General features: G+C 70.8%; 16 protein-coding genes. 5 read left to right on the plus strand and 11 right to left on the minus strand.

Going from position 1 to position 16,069, the window contains the following annotated elements; all coding sequences use genetic code 11:
• Positions 1-12: 12 nt before the first annotated feature.
• Both KF837_35760 and KF837_35765 read right to left on the minus strand, forming a co-directional pair.
• On the minus strand, positions 13-1,194 hold the full coding sequence (locus KF837_35760) for a hypothetical protein (protein ID MBX3232737.1): 1,182 nt from the start codon (positions 1,192-1,194) through the stop codon (positions 13-15).
• Positions 1,195-1,279: 85 nt separating this feature from the next.
• Positions 1,280-3,049 carry a DUF885 domain-containing protein gene (locus KF837_35765; protein MBX3232738.1) on the minus strand — a complete coding sequence of 590 codons (1,770 nt, stop codon included), beginning with the start codon at positions 3,047-3,049 and terminating at the stop codon, positions 1,280-1,282.
• A gap of 183 nt (positions 3,050-3,232) precedes the next feature.
• On the opposite strand from KF837_35765, the gene KF837_35770 reads away from it, so the two are divergent.
• On the plus strand, positions 3,233-4,033 hold the full coding sequence (locus KF837_35770) for a fatty acid desaturase family protein (GenBank protein MBX3232739.1): 801 nt from the start codon (positions 3,233-3,235) through the stop codon (positions 4,031-4,033).
• Here KF837_35770 and KF837_35775 read toward each other — a convergent pair.
• The 3 genes from KF837_35775 to KF837_35785 are packed head-to-tail and all read right to left on the minus strand — an operon-like array spanning position 4,017 to position 6,823.
• The gene (locus tag KF837_35775) at positions 4,017-4,556 is read right to left on the minus strand and encodes a hypothetical protein (protein ID MBX3232740.1); all 540 of its coding nucleotides are present in this window, start codon (positions 4,554-4,556) and stop codon (positions 4,017-4,019) included. The genes KF837_35770 and KF837_35775 overlap by 17 nt on opposite strands.
• 11 nt (positions 4,557-4,567) lie before the next feature.
• Positions 4,568-5,659 (minus strand): arginase family protein, encoded by a 1,092-nt coding sequence (locus KF837_35780; GenBank protein ID MBX3232741.1) that lies wholly within the window; start codon positions 5,657-5,659, stop codon positions 4,568-4,570.
• 15 nt (positions 5,660-5,674) lie between these two features.
• The gene (locus KF837_35785) at positions 5,675-6,823 is read right to left on the minus strand and encodes a hypothetical protein (protein MBX3232742.1); all 1,149 of its coding nucleotides are present in this window, start codon (positions 6,821-6,823) and stop codon (positions 5,675-5,677) included.
• Positions 6,824-6,852: 29 nt separating this feature from the next.
• On the opposite strand from KF837_35785, the gene KF837_35790 reads away from it, so the two are divergent.
• Entirely contained in the window at positions 6,853-7,185 is a 333-nt protein-coding gene (locus tag KF837_35790; GenBank protein ID MBX3232743.1) for a hypothetical protein, read from the plus strand.
• Here KF837_35790 and KF837_35795 read toward each other — a convergent pair whose 3' ends face one another.
• From KF837_35795 to nadC, 3 genes are read right to left on the minus strand one after another with little or no spacing between them, the layout of a single operon-like run.
• Positions 7,186-7,842 carry an NAD-dependent epimerase/dehydratase family protein gene (locus tag KF837_35795; GenBank protein ID MBX3232744.1) on the minus strand — a complete coding sequence of 219 codons (657 nt, stop codon included), beginning with the start codon at positions 7,840-7,842 and terminating at the stop codon, positions 7,186-7,188.
• Positions 7,839-8,621, minus strand: coding sequence for a biotin--[acetyl-CoA-carboxylase] ligase (locus KF837_35800; GenBank protein MBX3232745.1), 783 nt, complete (start codon positions 8,619-8,621; stop codon positions 7,839-7,841). The genes KF837_35795 and KF837_35800 overlap by 4 nt, the downstream gene beginning before the upstream one ends.
• 21 nt (positions 8,622-8,642) lie before the next feature.
• Complete coding sequence (nadC, locus tag KF837_35805) at positions 8,643-9,500, minus strand: carboxylating nicotinate-nucleotide diphosphorylase (protein MBX3232746.1); 858 nt, start codon at positions 9,498-9,500, stop codon at positions 8,643-8,645.
• A gap of 58 nt (positions 9,501-9,558) precedes the next feature.
• Here nadC and KF837_35810 point away from each other — a divergent pair, with 58 nt between their 5' ends.
• A complete protein-coding gene (locus KF837_35810) occupies positions 9,559-10,980 on the plus strand; it encodes a hypothetical protein (GenBank protein ID MBX3232747.1) in 1,422 nt (473 codons plus the stop codon).
• A 92-nt stretch (positions 10,981-11,072) separates the two neighbouring features.
• Here the strand turns inward: KF837_35810 and KF837_35815 are convergent, their stop codons facing one another.
• Both KF837_35815 and KF837_35820 read right to left on the minus strand, forming a co-directional pair.
• Positions 11,073-11,786, minus strand: coding sequence for a CPBP family intramembrane metalloprotease (locus tag KF837_35815; protein ID MBX3232748.1), 714 nt, complete (start codon positions 11,784-11,786; stop codon positions 11,073-11,075).
• Positions 11,777-14,470 (minus strand): serine/threonine protein kinase, encoded by a 2,694-nt coding sequence (locus KF837_35820; GenBank protein MBX3232749.1) that lies wholly within the window; start codon positions 14,468-14,470, stop codon positions 11,777-11,779. Before KF837_35820 ends, KF837_35815 begins: the two co-directional genes overlap by 10 nt.
• 63 nt (positions 14,471-14,533) lie before the next feature.
• On the opposite strand from KF837_35820, the gene KF837_35825 reads away from it, so the two are divergent.
• Both KF837_35825 and KF837_35830 read left to right on the plus strand, forming a co-directional pair.
• Positions 14,534-15,184 carry a HAMP domain-containing histidine kinase gene (locus KF837_35825; protein MBX3232750.1) on the plus strand — a complete coding sequence of 217 codons (651 nt, stop codon included), beginning with the start codon at positions 14,534-14,536 and terminating at the stop codon, positions 15,182-15,184.
• Positions 15,181-15,678 (plus strand): hypothetical protein, encoded by a 498-nt coding sequence (locus KF837_35830; GenBank protein MBX3232751.1) that lies wholly within the window; start codon positions 15,181-15,183, stop codon positions 15,676-15,678. The genes KF837_35825 and KF837_35830 overlap by 4 nt, the downstream gene beginning before the upstream one ends.
• 3 nt (positions 15,679-15,681) lie before the next feature.
• Here KF837_35830 and KF837_35835 read toward each other — a convergent pair whose 3' ends face one another.
• Positions 15,682-15,945 (minus strand): GlsB/YeaQ/YmgE family stress response membrane protein, encoded by a 264-nt coding sequence (locus tag KF837_35835; protein MBX3232752.1) that lies wholly within the window; start codon positions 15,943-15,945, stop codon positions 15,682-15,684.
• Positions 15,946-16,069: the final 124 nt, after the last annotated feature.

Genomic DNA, 16,069 nt, shown 5'->3' on the forward strand with positions numbered 1-16,069 from the left:
TAGCACGCCGCCTCACTTGGCGGCGACGTTCGTCCACGCCGGCGCGTCGGCCTTCATCGTCGTGAGCCAGTCGCCGAGCGCGGTCGTGCCGCTCTCGAGGTCGAGCGGCTCGTCGAGCATCGTGTGCTCGGTGCCGGGGACGATGAAGAAGCGGAAGTTGACGAGCGGCGCGAGGCGCGTCTCCGCCATGCCGCGGAGGCGCGACGCGAAGAGCGGCTGCGGCGTGACGAAGAAGAGGCTGATCGTCTTGTCCTGATCGAACGACGTGAACGCCATCCGCGACGACGGGTACTTCTTCGCGTAGTGCGCCGGGATCGCGGCGAGGTTCTCCTTGCAGCCCGCGCAGTCGGGCGGGAGCGCGGCGTCGAGGTTCCACGCGCTCCGCCACGCGCCGAGGAGCGGGATGTGGCCGCTCTCGAACGGCGGCCCCGAGTCGTCGACGAGGTCGACGCGCGTCGCGCCGAACGCGTCCTGCACGCGCCAGTAGTTGATCGCCGCGCCGAAGCCGCCCGCGCTCACGCCCGCGAGCGTGACGCGGCTCGCGCCCGCGAACGCGGGCACGACCTTGCCCAGCATCGCCTCGACGTTCTTGCGCCCGGAGAAGTGCATCGTGCGGCGAGGGAGGAAGAACTCCTTCGTCGCGTCGCCGGCGTGCACGTCGCCGGTGCAGTACGGGACCGCGACGAAGCTCGAGTCCTTGAACGGGTTGTTCGCCGCGGCGCGATCGAAGATGCCGCGCGCGAGCTTCTCCTTCACGTCCGCCTCGAAGTCGTCGCGCTGGTAGCCGTCCTTCACGTTCTTCGCCGCGCCGGCGTTGCACGTGAGCTCGTCCCAGCAACCGCCGCCGCCCATCAGGAAGATGACGAGATCGCCGCCCGCGCCTCCCGCGCCTCCCGCGCCGAGGTTCACGCCGATGCCGGTCGCCTCGCCGTTGCCGCACTTCGACTCGGGGACCTCGAGCCACGTCCACTTGCCGACCTCGCCGCCGAGCGGGGGCGCGCCCGCGCCGACGTCCGGCGGAGCCTCGCCCGGAGGCGCCGGCGAGTCGGACGGAGCGCCGGGCTCGGAGGGCGGCGTCGCGGCGGCCGGAGTGTCCACCGTCGGCGCGTCGGGCGCGAGGAGGGTGTCCGACGACGACCCGCTGCAGGCGGCGACGAGGGACGCGACGGCGGCGACGAGGGCGCGGCGGAGCATGGTCCGAGCCACTGCACGACCGAGACCAGCGCAAATCACCGCAATTTACGGCGATTCGTGGGCCGCGGGTCACGGTCGTGACCGGTCAGGGCGCGGGGAACATCTCGCGCGCGGCGAGGCTCGGCGGGATCGTGCCGCGCGCGAGGAGGTCGCCGTGGAACCGTTCGAGCGAGAAGCTCGCGCCGCCCTGCTCGCGCGCGCGCCGCCGCAGCTCGAGGATCTTCTCGCGGCCGACGATGTACGCGCTCGGCTGGGTGGGGTCCTCGGTGTAGCGCCGCGCCTCCGAGATCGCGAGCGGGCGCTCGAGGTGGACCTCGTCGGTCAGCACCTTCACCGCCTGCTCGAACGTCATGCCGCCGACGTGGAGACCGACGTCGATGACCACGCGCGCCGCGCGGACGAGCGCCCACTGGAGCTGGATGAGCCGCTGCTCGTCGTCGTAGTAGCCGAGCTCCGCCATCAGCTCCTCGGCGTAGAGCGCCCAGCCCTCGCTCATGATCGCGTGATCGAAGACGCGCCGCGCGCGCGACGGGCTCCTCCGCGCGAACGAGAGCTGCAAGTGGTGGCCGGGATAGGCCTCGTGCACGACCGTGTCGACGATGTCGGCGTAGTCGTTCTCGCGCAGCATCGCCTCTTGCCGCGCCGGCGAGTCGTTCTTGTCGATCGGCGTGACGAAGAAGAAGCCCTTGCTCGACCGGTCATCGAACGCGGGCGGCGCGTCGTAGGCCGCGGTCAGCGTCGCGCGCATGAAGGCCGGCGTCTCGATGACGGAGAGATCGTCGTCGGGCGGGAACGGCACCGCCGCGTTCGCGACGAGGAAGTCGCGCGCGCGCTTGACCTCCTTCTGGTACGTCGCGACGAGGTCGTCCGCGGTCGGGTGCTTGCCCTTGATCTTCGCGGTGACGGCGGGCCAGCCGGGCGCGCCGGGATCGATCTTCTTCGCGAGCTCCGTCATCCGGTCGTTCGTCTCCGCGAAGACGCGCTTGCCGATCGCGAGGACGGCGTCGGCGTCCTCCTCGAGGAACGCGTCGTTCGCGAGGAGGTATTCGTAGAGCTCCCGCCCCGCGGCGAAGCGGCCGTTCGACGACTTCATCACGTCGCTCCGGAGGTAGCGCGCGTAGTCCTCGTACGCCGCGAGCGCGGCCTTGAGCGCGGAGTCGGCTCGCGCGTCGCCGGGGAGCGCGGCGGAGAGGAAGGGCCGCTGCTGCTCGAGGAAGGCCTTCGCGCCGCTCGCCTTCTCGATCGCGATCTCGGTCCACACCTTCGGCGGGTTGAGGAGGTTGTCCTTCGCGAGCGCGATCGTCTTCGGGACCTTCTCGAGGCGCGCGACGACGTCCTTCGCGCGCTCGGGCGCGGGCGCGAAATCGCGCGCGACGAGCTGGAACACCGCGTCGAGCGGCTCGACGTAGACCTGCGGGCGTCGCTGGAGCGGGCGGTCGACGCGGCGGACGCGGACGTCGACGCGCAGCGCGCCGAGGAGGAGCGCGAGATCGGTCTTCGCCGCGACCGACGCGCGCGGCGACGCGAACCGCCGCTCGAGCGACTCGAGCATCTCCTGCTCGCGCGCGGTCGCCTGATCGTGCCCCGCGATCGATCGATCGTCGAGCTCGCCGTCGCGCCGGTGGAGGCCGAGCGCCGTCGCCGCCTCGGGGTGCACGTCGACGAAGAGATCGAGGTACGCCTCCGTCGCCTTCGCGATCTCGGCGTCGTCGGGGAACGGATCCGGCGCCGGCGGCGGCGCGGCGGCGTCCGGGACCGAGGTGGGCGGAGCCGGGAGCGACTTGTTAATAGAGAGAGGCGCCGCCGGCGCGCACGCGGCCAGCGCGACGAGCGCGATGCGAACGACTTTGCGCACGGCTGCAACATGCTACAGCGCGATCCGCGCTCGGCGGCGGCGCGTAGGGTGGAGGTCCGGGAAAAAATGCCGTGGCGCGACGGTTTCTCTGCTTGATCTGCGCCGATTTGCCTTCGATGCTGTCGGTGCCCGATGCTCGCGGGCGGCGTACGGGGGTCGTGCGCTCTGGGAGGACGCGACGAGATGAGTGATCCGCAGCAGCAGCACGACGCCTCGGCGCTCGAGTCCGGCTACACCGCCGGGCATCGGACGTACGAGCTCTGCGGGATCGTGCTCGCCTGCACGCTGACGGGATGGCTCTGCGTCCGGATCGCGCAGAGCCCCTCGCTCTCGGGCTGGTGGATGCCGCTCGCGGGCCTCGTCGGCATCCTCCTCGCCGACTTCACGTCCGGCTTCGTCCACTGGCTCTTCGACACGTGGGGCGGCGTCGACACGCCGGTCGTCGGCAAGCTCGCGATCCGCACGTTCCGTCACCACCACGTCGATCAGAAGGCGATCACGCGCCACGACTTCATCGAGACGAACGGGCACAACATCTCGCTCACCGTCATCTACAGCGTCGTCGGCCTCTACGTCTTCCGCAGCGGCAAGGAGATCACGCTCGTCGACGTGTTCATCGGCCAGTTCCTCGTCTGCGCGACGTTCTTCACCGGGTTCACGAGCCAGATCCACAAGTGGGCGCACGAGGACAAGCCGGCGAAGGTCGTCGCGCTCCTCCAGCGCGCGCGGCTGATCCTCGCGCCGGAGCACCACTCGGTGCACCACTCGGCGCCGTACAACCGCAACTACTGCATCACGGTCGGCTGGCTCAACGGGCCGCTCCGCGCGATCCGCTTCTTCGAGACGCTCGAGCGGACGATCACCGCGGTCACGGGCGCGATCCCGCGCGAGGACGACATCGGGCTCGACGCGGCGGTGGCGGTCGCGGTCGAGGAGGGCTCCACCGCGGAGCCCGAGCCCGCGAAGCTCACGACGCGGGAATGACGAGCTCGAGGCTCGGCTCTTCGATCTGGCACTGATCGGCCGAGCACACGCTCATCTTGTAGGTCCCCGCGACCTTGGTCTTGCCCGCCGCCGCGGGCTTGAAGCGCACCGTCATCGTCGCGGTCTTCTCGCCGTCCGCGACGAAGTCGCCCGCGTCCTTCGTGAACTTCGTCTTGTCCGGCTTGCCGAGGAACTCCACGCCCGGCGCCTCCGCCGCGAGGAAGCGGTATGGGTAGTCCTTGTTCACGTGGAAGTCGCCCTCGACCGCGAGCTTGATCGTGAGCGTGCACTCCGCCCCCGCCTTGCAGCCGGAGGAGGCGAGGTCGAGCGCGAAGTGATCGCCGGCGACGCGCTTCGTCGCGCCGTCGGGCGTGTCGACCTGCGGCTCGACCTTGAGCGCGTTCACCGCCGGCGCCGTCACCGGCGTGGGCGCGGGGCTCTTCGTGTCGGACGCGGGCTTGGTCTCCTTGCTGCAGGCGACGAGGGCGAGGGCGAGAACGGCGGCGGTGCGCATGGCGTTCATCTTTATAGCTCCTAGAGCGAGGCGTGGCAGATGGCTCCGAGCGTCTCGCGGAGGTAGCGCACCGCGAGCTGCACGGTCTTGTCGTCTTCCTTGAGCGGGGGCGCGACCTCCATCACGTCGCCGCCGATGAGGCCGACCTCGCTGCCGAGGCGGCGGATCAGCTCGACGACGAAGTCGGGCTCGAGCCCGCCCGGCTCCGGCGTGCCGGTGGCGTCGGCCCACTTCGCGTCGGTGCCGTCGATGTCGTTCGAGAAGTACACGCCGGAGACCTTCTTCTCTTTCAGGTGGGCGACGAGGCGATCGAGAGAACCCGCCGGGTCGCGCAAACATTCCTCCGCCCAGAACTGCCGCACGCCGAGGCCGGACTCCCAGTGGCCGCGGTCGTGCCGCGACGCGCGGGTGCCGACCTGCACGAGGCGGCCGTCGCGCCCGAAGATCTCGTTGATGTGCCACGACCACGTCGCGAAGCAGATCTTGATCCCGAGCCGATGCTCGAGGAGATCGGTGTGCGCGTCGGGCTGCACGACGCCCCAGCGGTCCTTGCGCGCGCGAGAGAGGGCGGACACGGCGGGCCAGGCGGTGGAGTGATCGCCGCCGAGGATCACCGGCGCGACGTTCGGGTTCAGCGAAAATACGAGGTCGAGCGCGCGCTCGGCGATCGAGAGCGGCGAGACCGGGAGCGCTTCGCTCACGTTCGGGTAGAGCGCGGCGCGCGTGGCGGCCTTCTGTCCCTCCGAGAGCATCTCGTCGTGGAGGAGCTGCGGGACGACGAACACGTCGCCGACGTCGACGACGCCGAGCTCGTCGGCGCGATCGGGGAGCTCTGGCAGCGCGTCGAGGAGCGCGCTCCGCATCGCCTGCGGCCCGAGGTTCGCGCCGCGGCGGAAGCCGGCGCCCACGTCGGAGGGGATGCCGAGCACGATCGCGCGCGCGGTGGCGATCCGCGCGAGGTTGTCGCGGAAGCGCGCGTCGACCTCGGCCGCGGACCCGGCGCGGTAGAGGCGCCTCTGCATCGCCTCCTGCTCTGCGCGCCCGGTGGAGACGAGGTAGAGCCCACCCCCGGCGGGCCGAAGCAGCAGCGCGAGCTCCTCGAGCGGCGTCACGCCGTCACCGTAGCACTACCGCTCTATCTTCACTTCTTCGTAGTCGTTCGGATTGAGGCCGAGCGCGCGGAGCTTCTCGAGGTCCGTCGTCGTGTCGCCGCCGACGTAGGTGTGGTTGTTCTTGTTGAAGAAGTAGCGGTCGTAGCTCCCGTCGACCTGGTAGGTCTTGCCGCTCGCGTCGACGACGGTGCGCTCCTCGTTGATGTAGTTCAGGAACGCGCGGTGCTGCGCGTCGCTCGACGCCATCCGCGCGTTGTACGCCGCCATGTTCGCGTCGGCCTGCGCGTGGATCGCCGACATCCGCGCCTGATGCCGCTGCGCGCTCGCCTGGAGCGCGGCCATGTTCTGCTGATGCTGCGCCTGGAGCTGGCGCCCGAACGCGTCGATCTGCGCCATCTGCGCCTGATGCTTGCGCGCCTGCTCCGCCTGCCACGCCGGGTTCATGCGATGCGTGCGGCTCATCGCGTCGAGCATCGGGAGGTACGGCTTCGGGTCCCCCGCCGCCGCGATGCCCGACACGGTCGCGATCCAGAACGGACCGCTGTCGACCGTGCTCCCGAGGACGAGGCCGCGCATCGGCTTGCCTTGATCGGTGTACCGGAACGCGACCCGCGCCGCGGTCGGGACCATCTTCACCCCCGCCTCGACGAATTGCTGCGCCGACCTCGCCTCCGCCTCGGCGTCGGGCGCCGTCTCTTCGAGCGCGAAGCCCGGGAGCGCGCCGAACTTCTTCTTCACGTAATCCGGGAAATACGTGGTCGCCCGCACGAACGGCTCGATCTTCATGCGCGGGTTGAACCGCTGCATCTCGCGGTGGACCGGCGTCGCGTGGGCCGGGCTCCAGTACTGCGGGAGGCCGGGGTCGCCGAAGTAGAGGAGGACGCTCCCGTCGGGGCTGATCGCGGTCGCGACCATCGAGTGGACGTCGAACACGCGCGCGGAGTAGGCGCGGTTCTGCCAGCCCTTCGGCATGCCGAGGGTGAACGCGTCCTCGACCGGATCCTTCACCGTCTCGAGCTCGGTCGTCGGCGGCGTCGTGGCCGGCGCGGCCGAGGCAGAAGCAGAAGCAGACACGGCGGGCGTGGCCTTTCCGCCCTCCGTGCGCTTGCAGCACACGAGCACGGCGAGCGCCGCGACCAAGGAGATCCGTGAAAGCGAGAGCACGGGGGACCGCGCGATAGTAGCCTTCATTCATGCTCCGCATCGCGTCGATCCTCGCGATCTCGCTCGCGCTCGCCGGGTGCGGCGAGAAGCCCGTCACGTGCAAGGAGTTCGACACGGAGTCGCGCGGTCGCGCGAGCGTCACGACCTTCGCCAAGCCCGTGAACGGAAAGGTCTGGTCGCAGTGCTCCGACGGCAAGGTGCGGAAGGTCACCTGCACGCCGGGCCACCTCAGCGCGTGGAAGTGCCTCTGCAACGTCGACGGCCAGGACAAGGTCGAGGCGCGCCGCGACAAGGACGTCGCCGACGATCGCGCCGCCGCCACGACCGAGGCGAACGCGATGTGCGAGTGGAAGATCCAGTAGCTACGCCCTCGCCGCTTCCCGGATGTCGGGGACCTCGAGGACGGTCTTCGGGTAGCCGCGCTGCACGCAGTGGATCATCGCGCGGCCGACGTCGGCGACCGTGCTCACGCTGCGCGGCGCGACGACGTCGAGCACAGGGTAGAGCGCGCCGAGCACGCGGTAGAGCGCCTTCACCTTCCCCTGATCGGGATCGGGCTTCATGATGCCGGGGCGGAAGTTGTAGACCGCCTCGAACGGGAGGCGCGCGAGCGCGTTCTCCGCCCTCCCCTTCACGCGCGCCCACATCACGCGCCCCTCCTCGCTCCCGTCGGTGCTCATGCCGGAGACGTGGCAGAGCACCATCTGCGGGTTCAACGCGAGGACCGTCTCCGCGAAGTGGAGCGCCATGTCGTGGGTGATCTTCGTGTACGCCTCCTCGCTCATGCCGACCGAGCTGACGCCGGCGCAGTAGAAGCACGCGTCGTAGCCGACGAGCTCCCCCTTCACCGCGGCGAGGTCCATGAAGTCGCGGACGACGAGCTGCTTCAGCTTCGCCTCGTGCCGCTCGTTGGGGCGGCGGTCGACGCAGAGGACGCTCGTGACGTCCGGATGACGGAGGCACTCCGCCAAGACGCCGCTCCCGACGTAGCCCGTCGCGCCCGTGATGATGACCTTCATCCCTCGCCCACCATGAGCCGCACCTCGCCCGACGCGACCCTCGTTGTGATGCCGCCCGCCTCGACGAGGAGTCGGCCGTCCGCGTCGATCCCGCGCGCGACGCCGTCGACGCCTTCGCCGATCACGCGCTTGCCCGCGAGCGCGTCGTGCTGGGAGAGCCGCGCCTGGAGCACGCCGAGCCCGCGCTGGAGGACGCGCGGGGCGTCACGCTCGAGCCCCGCGAGCACGGCGGCGAGGAGCGCGGCGCGATCGGTGCGCCCGCCTTCGAGCGCGAGCGACGTCGCGATCGCGGCGAGCTCCGGCGGAAAATCGCGCGTGTGCACGTTGATCCCGACGCCGGCGACGATGCTCTCGACCTTCGCGCCGGCGAGCGACGACTCCACGAGCACGCCCGCGATCTTCTTGTCGCGCACGAGCACGTCGTTCGGCCACTTCACCATCGCCGCGGCGTCGTCGCCGAGCGCGTGCGCGATCGCGTCCCGCACCGCCAGGCCGGCGACGAGCGAGACGAGCGGCACCCGCGCCGGCGCGCAGGGGACGCGGAGCAGGACGGAGAAGAGGAGCGACGAGCCGGGCGCGGCGCTCCAGGTGCGGCCCTGCCGCCCGCGGCCGTGCGTCTGCGCCTCCGCGATCCAGAGCGCGCCGTGCGCCGCGCCCTCCTTCGCCGCCGCCTTCGCGTCGTCGTTCGTCGAGCCGGTCTCCGCGACGTGGTGCAGCGGCGCCCCGAGCGTGACGCCGCGCGCGGCGAGCAGGAGCGGGAGCTCCGCGAGATCGTCCACTACCTCGCGCTCACTTCGCGCTCACTTCGCGCTCACGAAGTCGAAGCCGATGTCGGCGGCGGGGGTGGAGTGCGTCAGCGCGCCGACGCTGATCGCGTCGACCCCGGCGCGCGCGAGCTCGGCGATCCGCCCCTCCGTGATGCCGCCGGAGGCCTCGAGCAGCGCGCGGCCGCGCGTGCGGCGCACCGCTTCCTCCGTCGTCTCGGTGTCCATGTTGTCGAGGAGCACGATGTCCGCGCCGGCGGAGAGCGCCTCCTCGAGCTGCTCGAGCGAGTCGACCTCGCACTCGATCTTGCTCGTGTGCGGCGCGCGCGCGCGGGCGGCCTCGATCGCCTGGCGCACGCCGCCCGCCGCGACGATGTGGTTGTCCTTGATGAGGACGGCGGAGCCGAGGTCGTTGCGATGGTTGTGCCCGCCGCCGCGGCGCACCGCGTACCGCTCGAGGAGGCGGAGGCCCGGCGTCGTCTTGCGCGTGTCGGTGATGCGCGTCTTGCTCCCGGCCGGGAGCGCGTCGACGTAGCGCCGCGTCGCGGTCGCGATCCCGCACATCCGCTGGATCAGGTTGAGCGAGACGCGCTCGGCGGTGAGGAGCGAGCGCGCGCGCCCGACGACGGAGTAGAGGACGGCGCCCCCCTCGACCTTCGCGCCCTCCGCGACCTTCGCCGTGAACTTCAGGGTCGGGTCGACGGTGAGGAACACGCGCTCGGCGACGGGCAAGCCGGCGACGACCATCACCTTGCGCGCGACGCCGTGACCGGTCGCCTGCGCGCCTTCGGGGACGCACGCCTCCGTCGTGACGTCGCCGGCGCCGAGGTCCTCCTCCAGCGCGCGCACGACGATGGCATCGATCAACGAAAGCGGTAGCTCGGTGGCGCTCATCGCGCGCGAGTATGCCATGACGCTCGAGCAAAGGTGCTAAGACGGGAGGCATTCGCGCGTGACCCTCCCCGCCGCGTTCTCACTGACGTCGGCTTCGGTCGGCCTCCTCGCCGCGCTCCTCGCGCTCGGGATGTCCTCCGCGCCGGGCTGGCGCGAGCTCCGGTGGTTCGCGCTCTGCGCGACCTTCGCGGCGTTCTTCAACCTCGCGAACATCCCGACCACGCTGCCGTGGGTCGCCGAGCCGACGCTCCTCTTCACCGCGCGGCTCAGCCTCTTCTTCGGCGGCCTCCACACCGTGACGTGGTTCGTCTTCATCGCCGCGCGCGAGCGGAGAGCCCTCTCCCGCCTCGAGCGCGCCGCGATCGGCGTCGGCATCACGTTCTCCGTCCTCACCCTCGTGCCGGGCGTGATCCTCGAGGAGGACCTCAACGCGCGCCACGTCCCGCTCGTCGCGGCGACCTACCGCGACGCGACGCCGACGCTCCTCGGCGAGATCGCGATCGTCGACTACGTCGCGAGCGTGATGTTCCTCCTCGGCCGCGCGCTCCGCGACTGGCGGCGCGGCGACAGCGACGGCGGCACGCACGCGCTCGCGCTCAGCTTCGTCCTCGTCGGCGCGGTGCACGACGGGCTCGCGACCGGCAACATCATCCGCAGCCCCTACATCCTCGACTTCTCGCTCGTCGCCTTCGTCCTCGTCGTCGGAGCGTCGATCACGTCGCGCTTCGTCGCGAGCGCGCGGGCGCTCGAGCGATCGAAGCGGAAGCTCGAGGTCGCGCAGGCCCAGCTCGTCGCGAAGGAGCGGCTCGCCGCGCTCGGCGAGCTCTCCGCCGTCGTCGCGCACGAGGTCCGGAACCCGCTCGCGGTGGTGTTCAACGCGCTCGCGAGGCTGCGCCGCGTGCAGACCACGGACGAGGAGCACGCCGCGCTCTTGCGGATCCTCCAGGAGGAGGCGGAGCGGCTGCGCGACATCGTGAGCGACCTCCTCGAGTTCGCGAGCCCCCGCCCGCCGGTGCTCGCGCCGGCCTCGCTCGACGAGATCGTCCGCGGCGCCGCCCTCGCCGCGCGCAACGTCGTCGGCTCGGCGGAGAGCGACGTCGTCGTCGAGGTCGGCCCGAGCACCGAGCTCGAGTGCGACGAGCGGCTCGTGCGCCAGGCCGTCCTCAACCTCGTCACGAACGCGCTCCAGGCGAGCGGCCGCGCGGGGCCGGTGCGCGTCACGATCCGCGGCGCCGCCGACGATCCCGCGATCACGGTCCGCGTCGCCGACGACGGCGACGGCGTCCCGGACGACCTCCGCGAGCGCGTCTTCACCCCGTTCTTCTCGACGCGACCGAAGGGCACCGGCCTCGGCCTCGCCGTCGTCCGCCGCTGCGCCGAGGCCCACGGCGGCAAGGTCTCCCTCCACCCCAACCGCCCCCGCGGCGCCTCGTTCGAGCTCGAGCTCCCCCGCCGCTCCCGCCCCTCCGTGACGACGTGAACCCCTCTGCGGGGGTCTGGGGGCGGCGGAGCGCGCCCCGCGCGCGTAAAGGCCCCCAGCGGGAGAGCTCGAGAGGGCAGCGCCCTCTCGAATCAATAGACCCGGAAGCCCTTCCCCAGCGTCTCGCTGAATAGGTTGCACATTGCATGGAATGCGATTCCGGCGCCGACGCCCTTCGTGCGGAGGCGGAGCCAGCCGAAGAGGAGCGAGGGGAAGAAGACGGCGAGGCGCGCGGGCTCGCGGATCGTCGCGAAGTGGCCGAGCGCGAAGATGACGCTCGTGACGAGGACGGCGACGCCGACGTCGGCGCCGAAGATGCGGACGCGGAACGGCAGCGCCTCGTCGAGCCGCGACTGGAGGTAGCCGCGATAGAACGCCTCCTCCGGGAGCGCGATGATCACGAGCTGACCGAACGCCTCGTTGATCCCGTCGTTCGCGCCGAACGGGAAATGGAAGGTCCCGCGCGGGTGCCAGAAGTAACGCCAGCCGACGAAGAACGGGACGTAGAAGATCAGCGCGCACGCGAGCGACCACCCCAGCGCCTGGCGGAGGGCGCGCAAGAGACGCGGGACGTCCACCTTGCCCGGGAGCACGAGACCGCCGAGCGCGAGGCCGAACGCCTCGACGCGGGAGTCTTCGCCGCGCCAGACGAGCGCCCACGTCGCGCCGAGGAACACGAAGCCCACCACCGTCGCGACGTACTTGTCCGGCACGAAGGCGGAGGCCACGGTCACGACCGCGGTCACGATCGCGGCGACGAGGAGGGCTTCGACGAGCGCGCGGCGGCGGATGGGCGTCAGCGACACGTCAGACGAGCGGCGTAGATCTCGGGCGTGCCCTTCGCGGTGTCGGAGTCCTGCCACGCGAGGTACCACTCGTTCTTCTCCGCGCCCGCGCTGATCGACGGCGGCGGCACGGACGGATCGAAGATGCGGAACGCGGAGGAGGGCGGGAGCACCGGGCCGCCGTCGTTCAAGGTCGTGAACTTGATGTACGGCTTCTCGTACCAGGCGACCGCGACCTGCCCGTTGTTCACGCCGAGCGACGGGTGACCGCCCTTGCTCGAGAGCACCTTGCGCCAGAGCACCTTGTTCTGGACCGGATCGATCTTCGCGATCGACGCGCCGCCGGCCTCGACGTGCCACACGATGAAGCAGCCGTCGTTGCCGCACGCGATCGCGGGCGCGTCCGCGGGCGTCTTCTCCTCCGAGACCATCGAGACGTCGCCCATCGTGCGATCGCCGCGGTTCTGCGTCGTGTTCTCGTCGAGGCCCTTCTCCGCCTGCTCGAGCGAGACGCGCATGCGCATGATCGCGTGGGTCTTGTCCTTGCCGCTCTCGCTCTCGAGCTTGTACGCGACGAGGAGCGTGTTCGCCGCGACCGCGACGCTCGGGTGCTTCACGCGCGGGGGCGGGTTCTTCGAGCGCGGCGGCGCGTAGTAGTCGGTGAGGCGGCGGTCCGGCGTCACCGTGCCGAGCTCGTTCGAGATGTGCCGCGCGTAGAGATCGTGATCGTTCTCCTTGTCTCGATCGTCCTGCCACACGACCCAGAAGCCCTCCGGCCCCTTGTCGACCGCGGGGAAGAACTGCCCCGGACGCGGGTTGCCGCCGATGCGGACGACCTGGCCCTTGTACTGATCGATGTTGCCGTTGCCGTCGAGGAGGCGCGCGTGGACGCCGGCCTCCTTCCCCTTCTCGTCCTGATAGACGAGCACGAGGCGATCGGAGCCGATGACGGCGAGCTTCGGCGTGTCGGCGCTGGTCGCGTCCGGGGTGAGGTCGCGCACGGAGTTGAGCGACTTGCCGGTCGGATCGATCGCGACGCCGTAGGCGTGGTCGGAGCCCTGCCGCTCGTGGTCGTCGATCCAAGTGACGAGCGCGCCCTTCGAGATCGGGGCGATCGCGGGCACGCCGGCGCGGCGGTTCGTCTCGAGGCGCGGATGCGCGAAGGCGACCGCCTTGCACGGGCCGTTCGCGGTGTTCGACTTCTCGGCGACCTTGACCTGCTCCGTGAACACCGCCGCGACCTTCGCCGCCGCGGGCCCCTGCTCGGCGGCCTCCTTGAACTTCTTCTGCGCGGCGGCGTAGTCCCCGACGCTGAAGAGGCGCTGCCCCTCCGCGAGGATCGGGACCCACTTCGGCTCGTCCGGCGGCGGCAGGTCGTTCGCGGTGGTGTTGACGCCGATCGGCGTGCCCGACGTCGTCGACGCGACGATGGGCGCGAAGATCTGCGGGCTCAGCGCGCTGACCCACACGAAGATCGCCATCGACACGCCGAGGACGAGGAAGCCGCTCGCGAGCGCGAGCCGGACCGGCGACAGCTTCCGCGGCGGGGGCTCGTCGGGCTGCGACGTGGTGGTGGGGATGTCGGTCGACGCGCGGCCGTTGACGAGCGGGAGCGGCTCGCTCGCCGTGCTCGCGCGCCCGCCGTTGAGCGGCCCGTCCACCGCGCGCCGGCTCGAAGGCACCGCCGGCATGTTCATGCCGCGCGCGGAGGCGGCGGAGGGCTGGAGCGCGAGCACGTCGGCCGCGCCCTGCGGAGAGATGCGTGGATGCGGGCCGGTCCCGAGCGGCAAGCCGGGGAAGCTCGCGCTCGAGACGGGGCGCTGACCCCACGCCTCGACGAACGCGTCGGCGAGCTCCTTCGCGCTCTGGTACCGGTTCGCGGGATCGCGCTCGAGGCACTTCTTGAACCACGCGTCGAACGAGGGCGGGAGGTCCGCGCGCTGCTGCGACGGCACCGGGATCGGGCCGGTCGCGATCGACGCGAAGGTCATCGCTACGCCCTGGTCCATGTTCCAGACCGGGCGCCCGATGAGGCACTCGTAGGCCATGCAGCCGAGCGCCCAGAGGTCGGCGCGGTGATCGACGTTGCCCTGCCCCTTCACCTGCTCGGGGGACATGTACGCCGGCGTTCCGAAGACGGCGCCTTCGCGCGTGAGGCGCTTGGCCGCCTTCTCCTCCGGGTTCACCGGCGCGTAGAACTTGGCGAGGCCGAAGTCGAGGATCTTGACGATGTCGTGCTGGTCCTCGCCCTTCGTGAGGAAGATGTTCTCCGGCTTCAGGTCGCGGTGGACGATGCCGGACGAGTGCGCCTTCACGAGACCGCGCGAGGTGTGGACGATGACGCGGATCGTCGTCTCGAGGTCGATGATGCGCACCCGCGCCATGCGGTCGTAGAGCGACTCGCCTTCGAGGAGCTCCATCGCGATGAAGGGGCGGCCGTCGTCGAGGCGGCCGGAGTCGTAGACGTCGACGATGTACGGGCTGCGAACGCTCGCGGCGGCGCGGGCCTCGCGGAAGAAGCGCTCGATGACGATGGTGGACGCGGCCAGCTCCGCCGCGAGCACCTTCACCGCGACTTTCTTGTCGAGCGACAGCTGCATCGCCTCGTACACCGCGGCCATGCCGCCGCGTCCGATCTCCCGGACGACGCGGTACTTGCCGACCAGGATGGTCCCGACCGGAATCTTCGAATCGTTGCCAGACACCTGGGAAACTCGTCGAAAGGCTACGCTGTTTCGCAGGCAAACGAAAAGGCTTACCGTGAGGCGGTGGACGACGACGCGCGCCGGAAGCGATTCGAGGCGATCGGCGAAATTGCGGCCGAGATCGCGCACGAGCTCCGCAATGCCTTGCAGATCGTCTCCGCGAACGTGTATCTCGCGCGCCAGAGCGCCGGCGCGCCGGGCGCGAGCGAGCCGTTCCTCGCGAAGGTCGAGCGAAGCACGCGGATTGCCCAAGGAATCGTCGACGACCTCATGGCCCTCGCGCGAGGTGAGGCGATCCACGCGGAGCCTTACCCGGTGGCCGATCTCCTACCTCTCGGGAGAGAGCTGCTCCTCGGTGAGGCGGATCACATCGACGACGTCGACCCACCCGACCTCGAGGTCCGCGCCCATCAGGGCCTCGCCGCGCGGCTCCTCCACGTCCTCTACGAGAACGCGATCCAGGCGAGCCGTCCGCGGCGGGTCGGGATCACGACGCGCGCGCGGAGGGCCGGGGACCGCGTGAGGATCGAGGTCTCCGACGACGGGCCGGGCGTCCCGGAGAAGATCCGCGGCACGCTCTTCGAGCCGCTCGTCACGGAGCGCCCCGGCGGCACCGGCCTCGGCCTCGCGCTCGCGCGCCGGATCGTGGACGCGCACGGCGGCTCCATCGCCCTCCGCGGCGCGTCGACCTTCGCGATCGAGCTGCCGTCATGACGAAGCGCTGGCCGATCGCGCTCGGGTGCCTCGTCGTCGCGGCGGTGGCGCTCTACTTCACGTTCTTCCGCGAGAGCGACGAGAACGCGATCAAGCGCGTGCTCGCGCAGTTCGCGACCATCGTCTCGGTGAAGGACGGCGACACGATCATCTCGCGGACCGCGCGGATGCGGAGCAAGATGCAGGACGTCGTGACCGACGGCGTCTCCGCCCACGTCGCGGAGCTGAACGTCGACGTCCGCGGCCGCGAGAAGCTCGAGGAGGACGCGATCAAGGTCGGCCTCGTCTACGCGAGCGCAGACTGCACGTTCGTCACGAAGAAGATCGAGATCGACCCCGCCGCGACGTTCGCGAAGGTCGACGCGACCGCGCTCGTCACCGCCAACCGCGGCGGCGAGCGCAAGGTCGACAAGCGCGAGGTCCACTTCCTCCTCCGCAAAGACGGCGGCTGGAAGATCGACTCGATCGACGTCGCGCCGGTCAGCGCGGACTGACCGTCAGCCGAACGCGTGGCGGCGGCCGGCCCAACCCATGATCGCGAGGACGATCAGCGCGCCGACGATGCTGCCGATGAAGCCGGAGGCGTGAAGGTCGAGGATCGGCGTGCCCGAGAAGACGTTGCCGATGACGCCGCCGACGAAGGAACCGGCGATCCCGACGAGCGCGGTGGAGAGGAAGCCCATCGATTGGCGGCCCGGCATGATCGCGCGCGCGAGGAAGCCGACGATGAGACCGAACAGGAGAAACATGAGGATCGACATGGTGATCGGAAGAGCAAGGCGCGCGCCACCCGCACGTGCGCGGATCTCTGCGGGATCGCCAAGGCCGCGCTCCGGCGGGACCGTGCGCCGGGGCGCGTTGCCCCGATCGCGCGCGCGATCTAAG

It is taken from the genome of Labilithrix sp. (assembly GCA_019637155.1).
In the GTDB taxonomy this organism is placed as follows: Bacteria; Myxococcota_A; Polyangia; order Polyangiales; family Polyangiaceae; genus Labilithrix.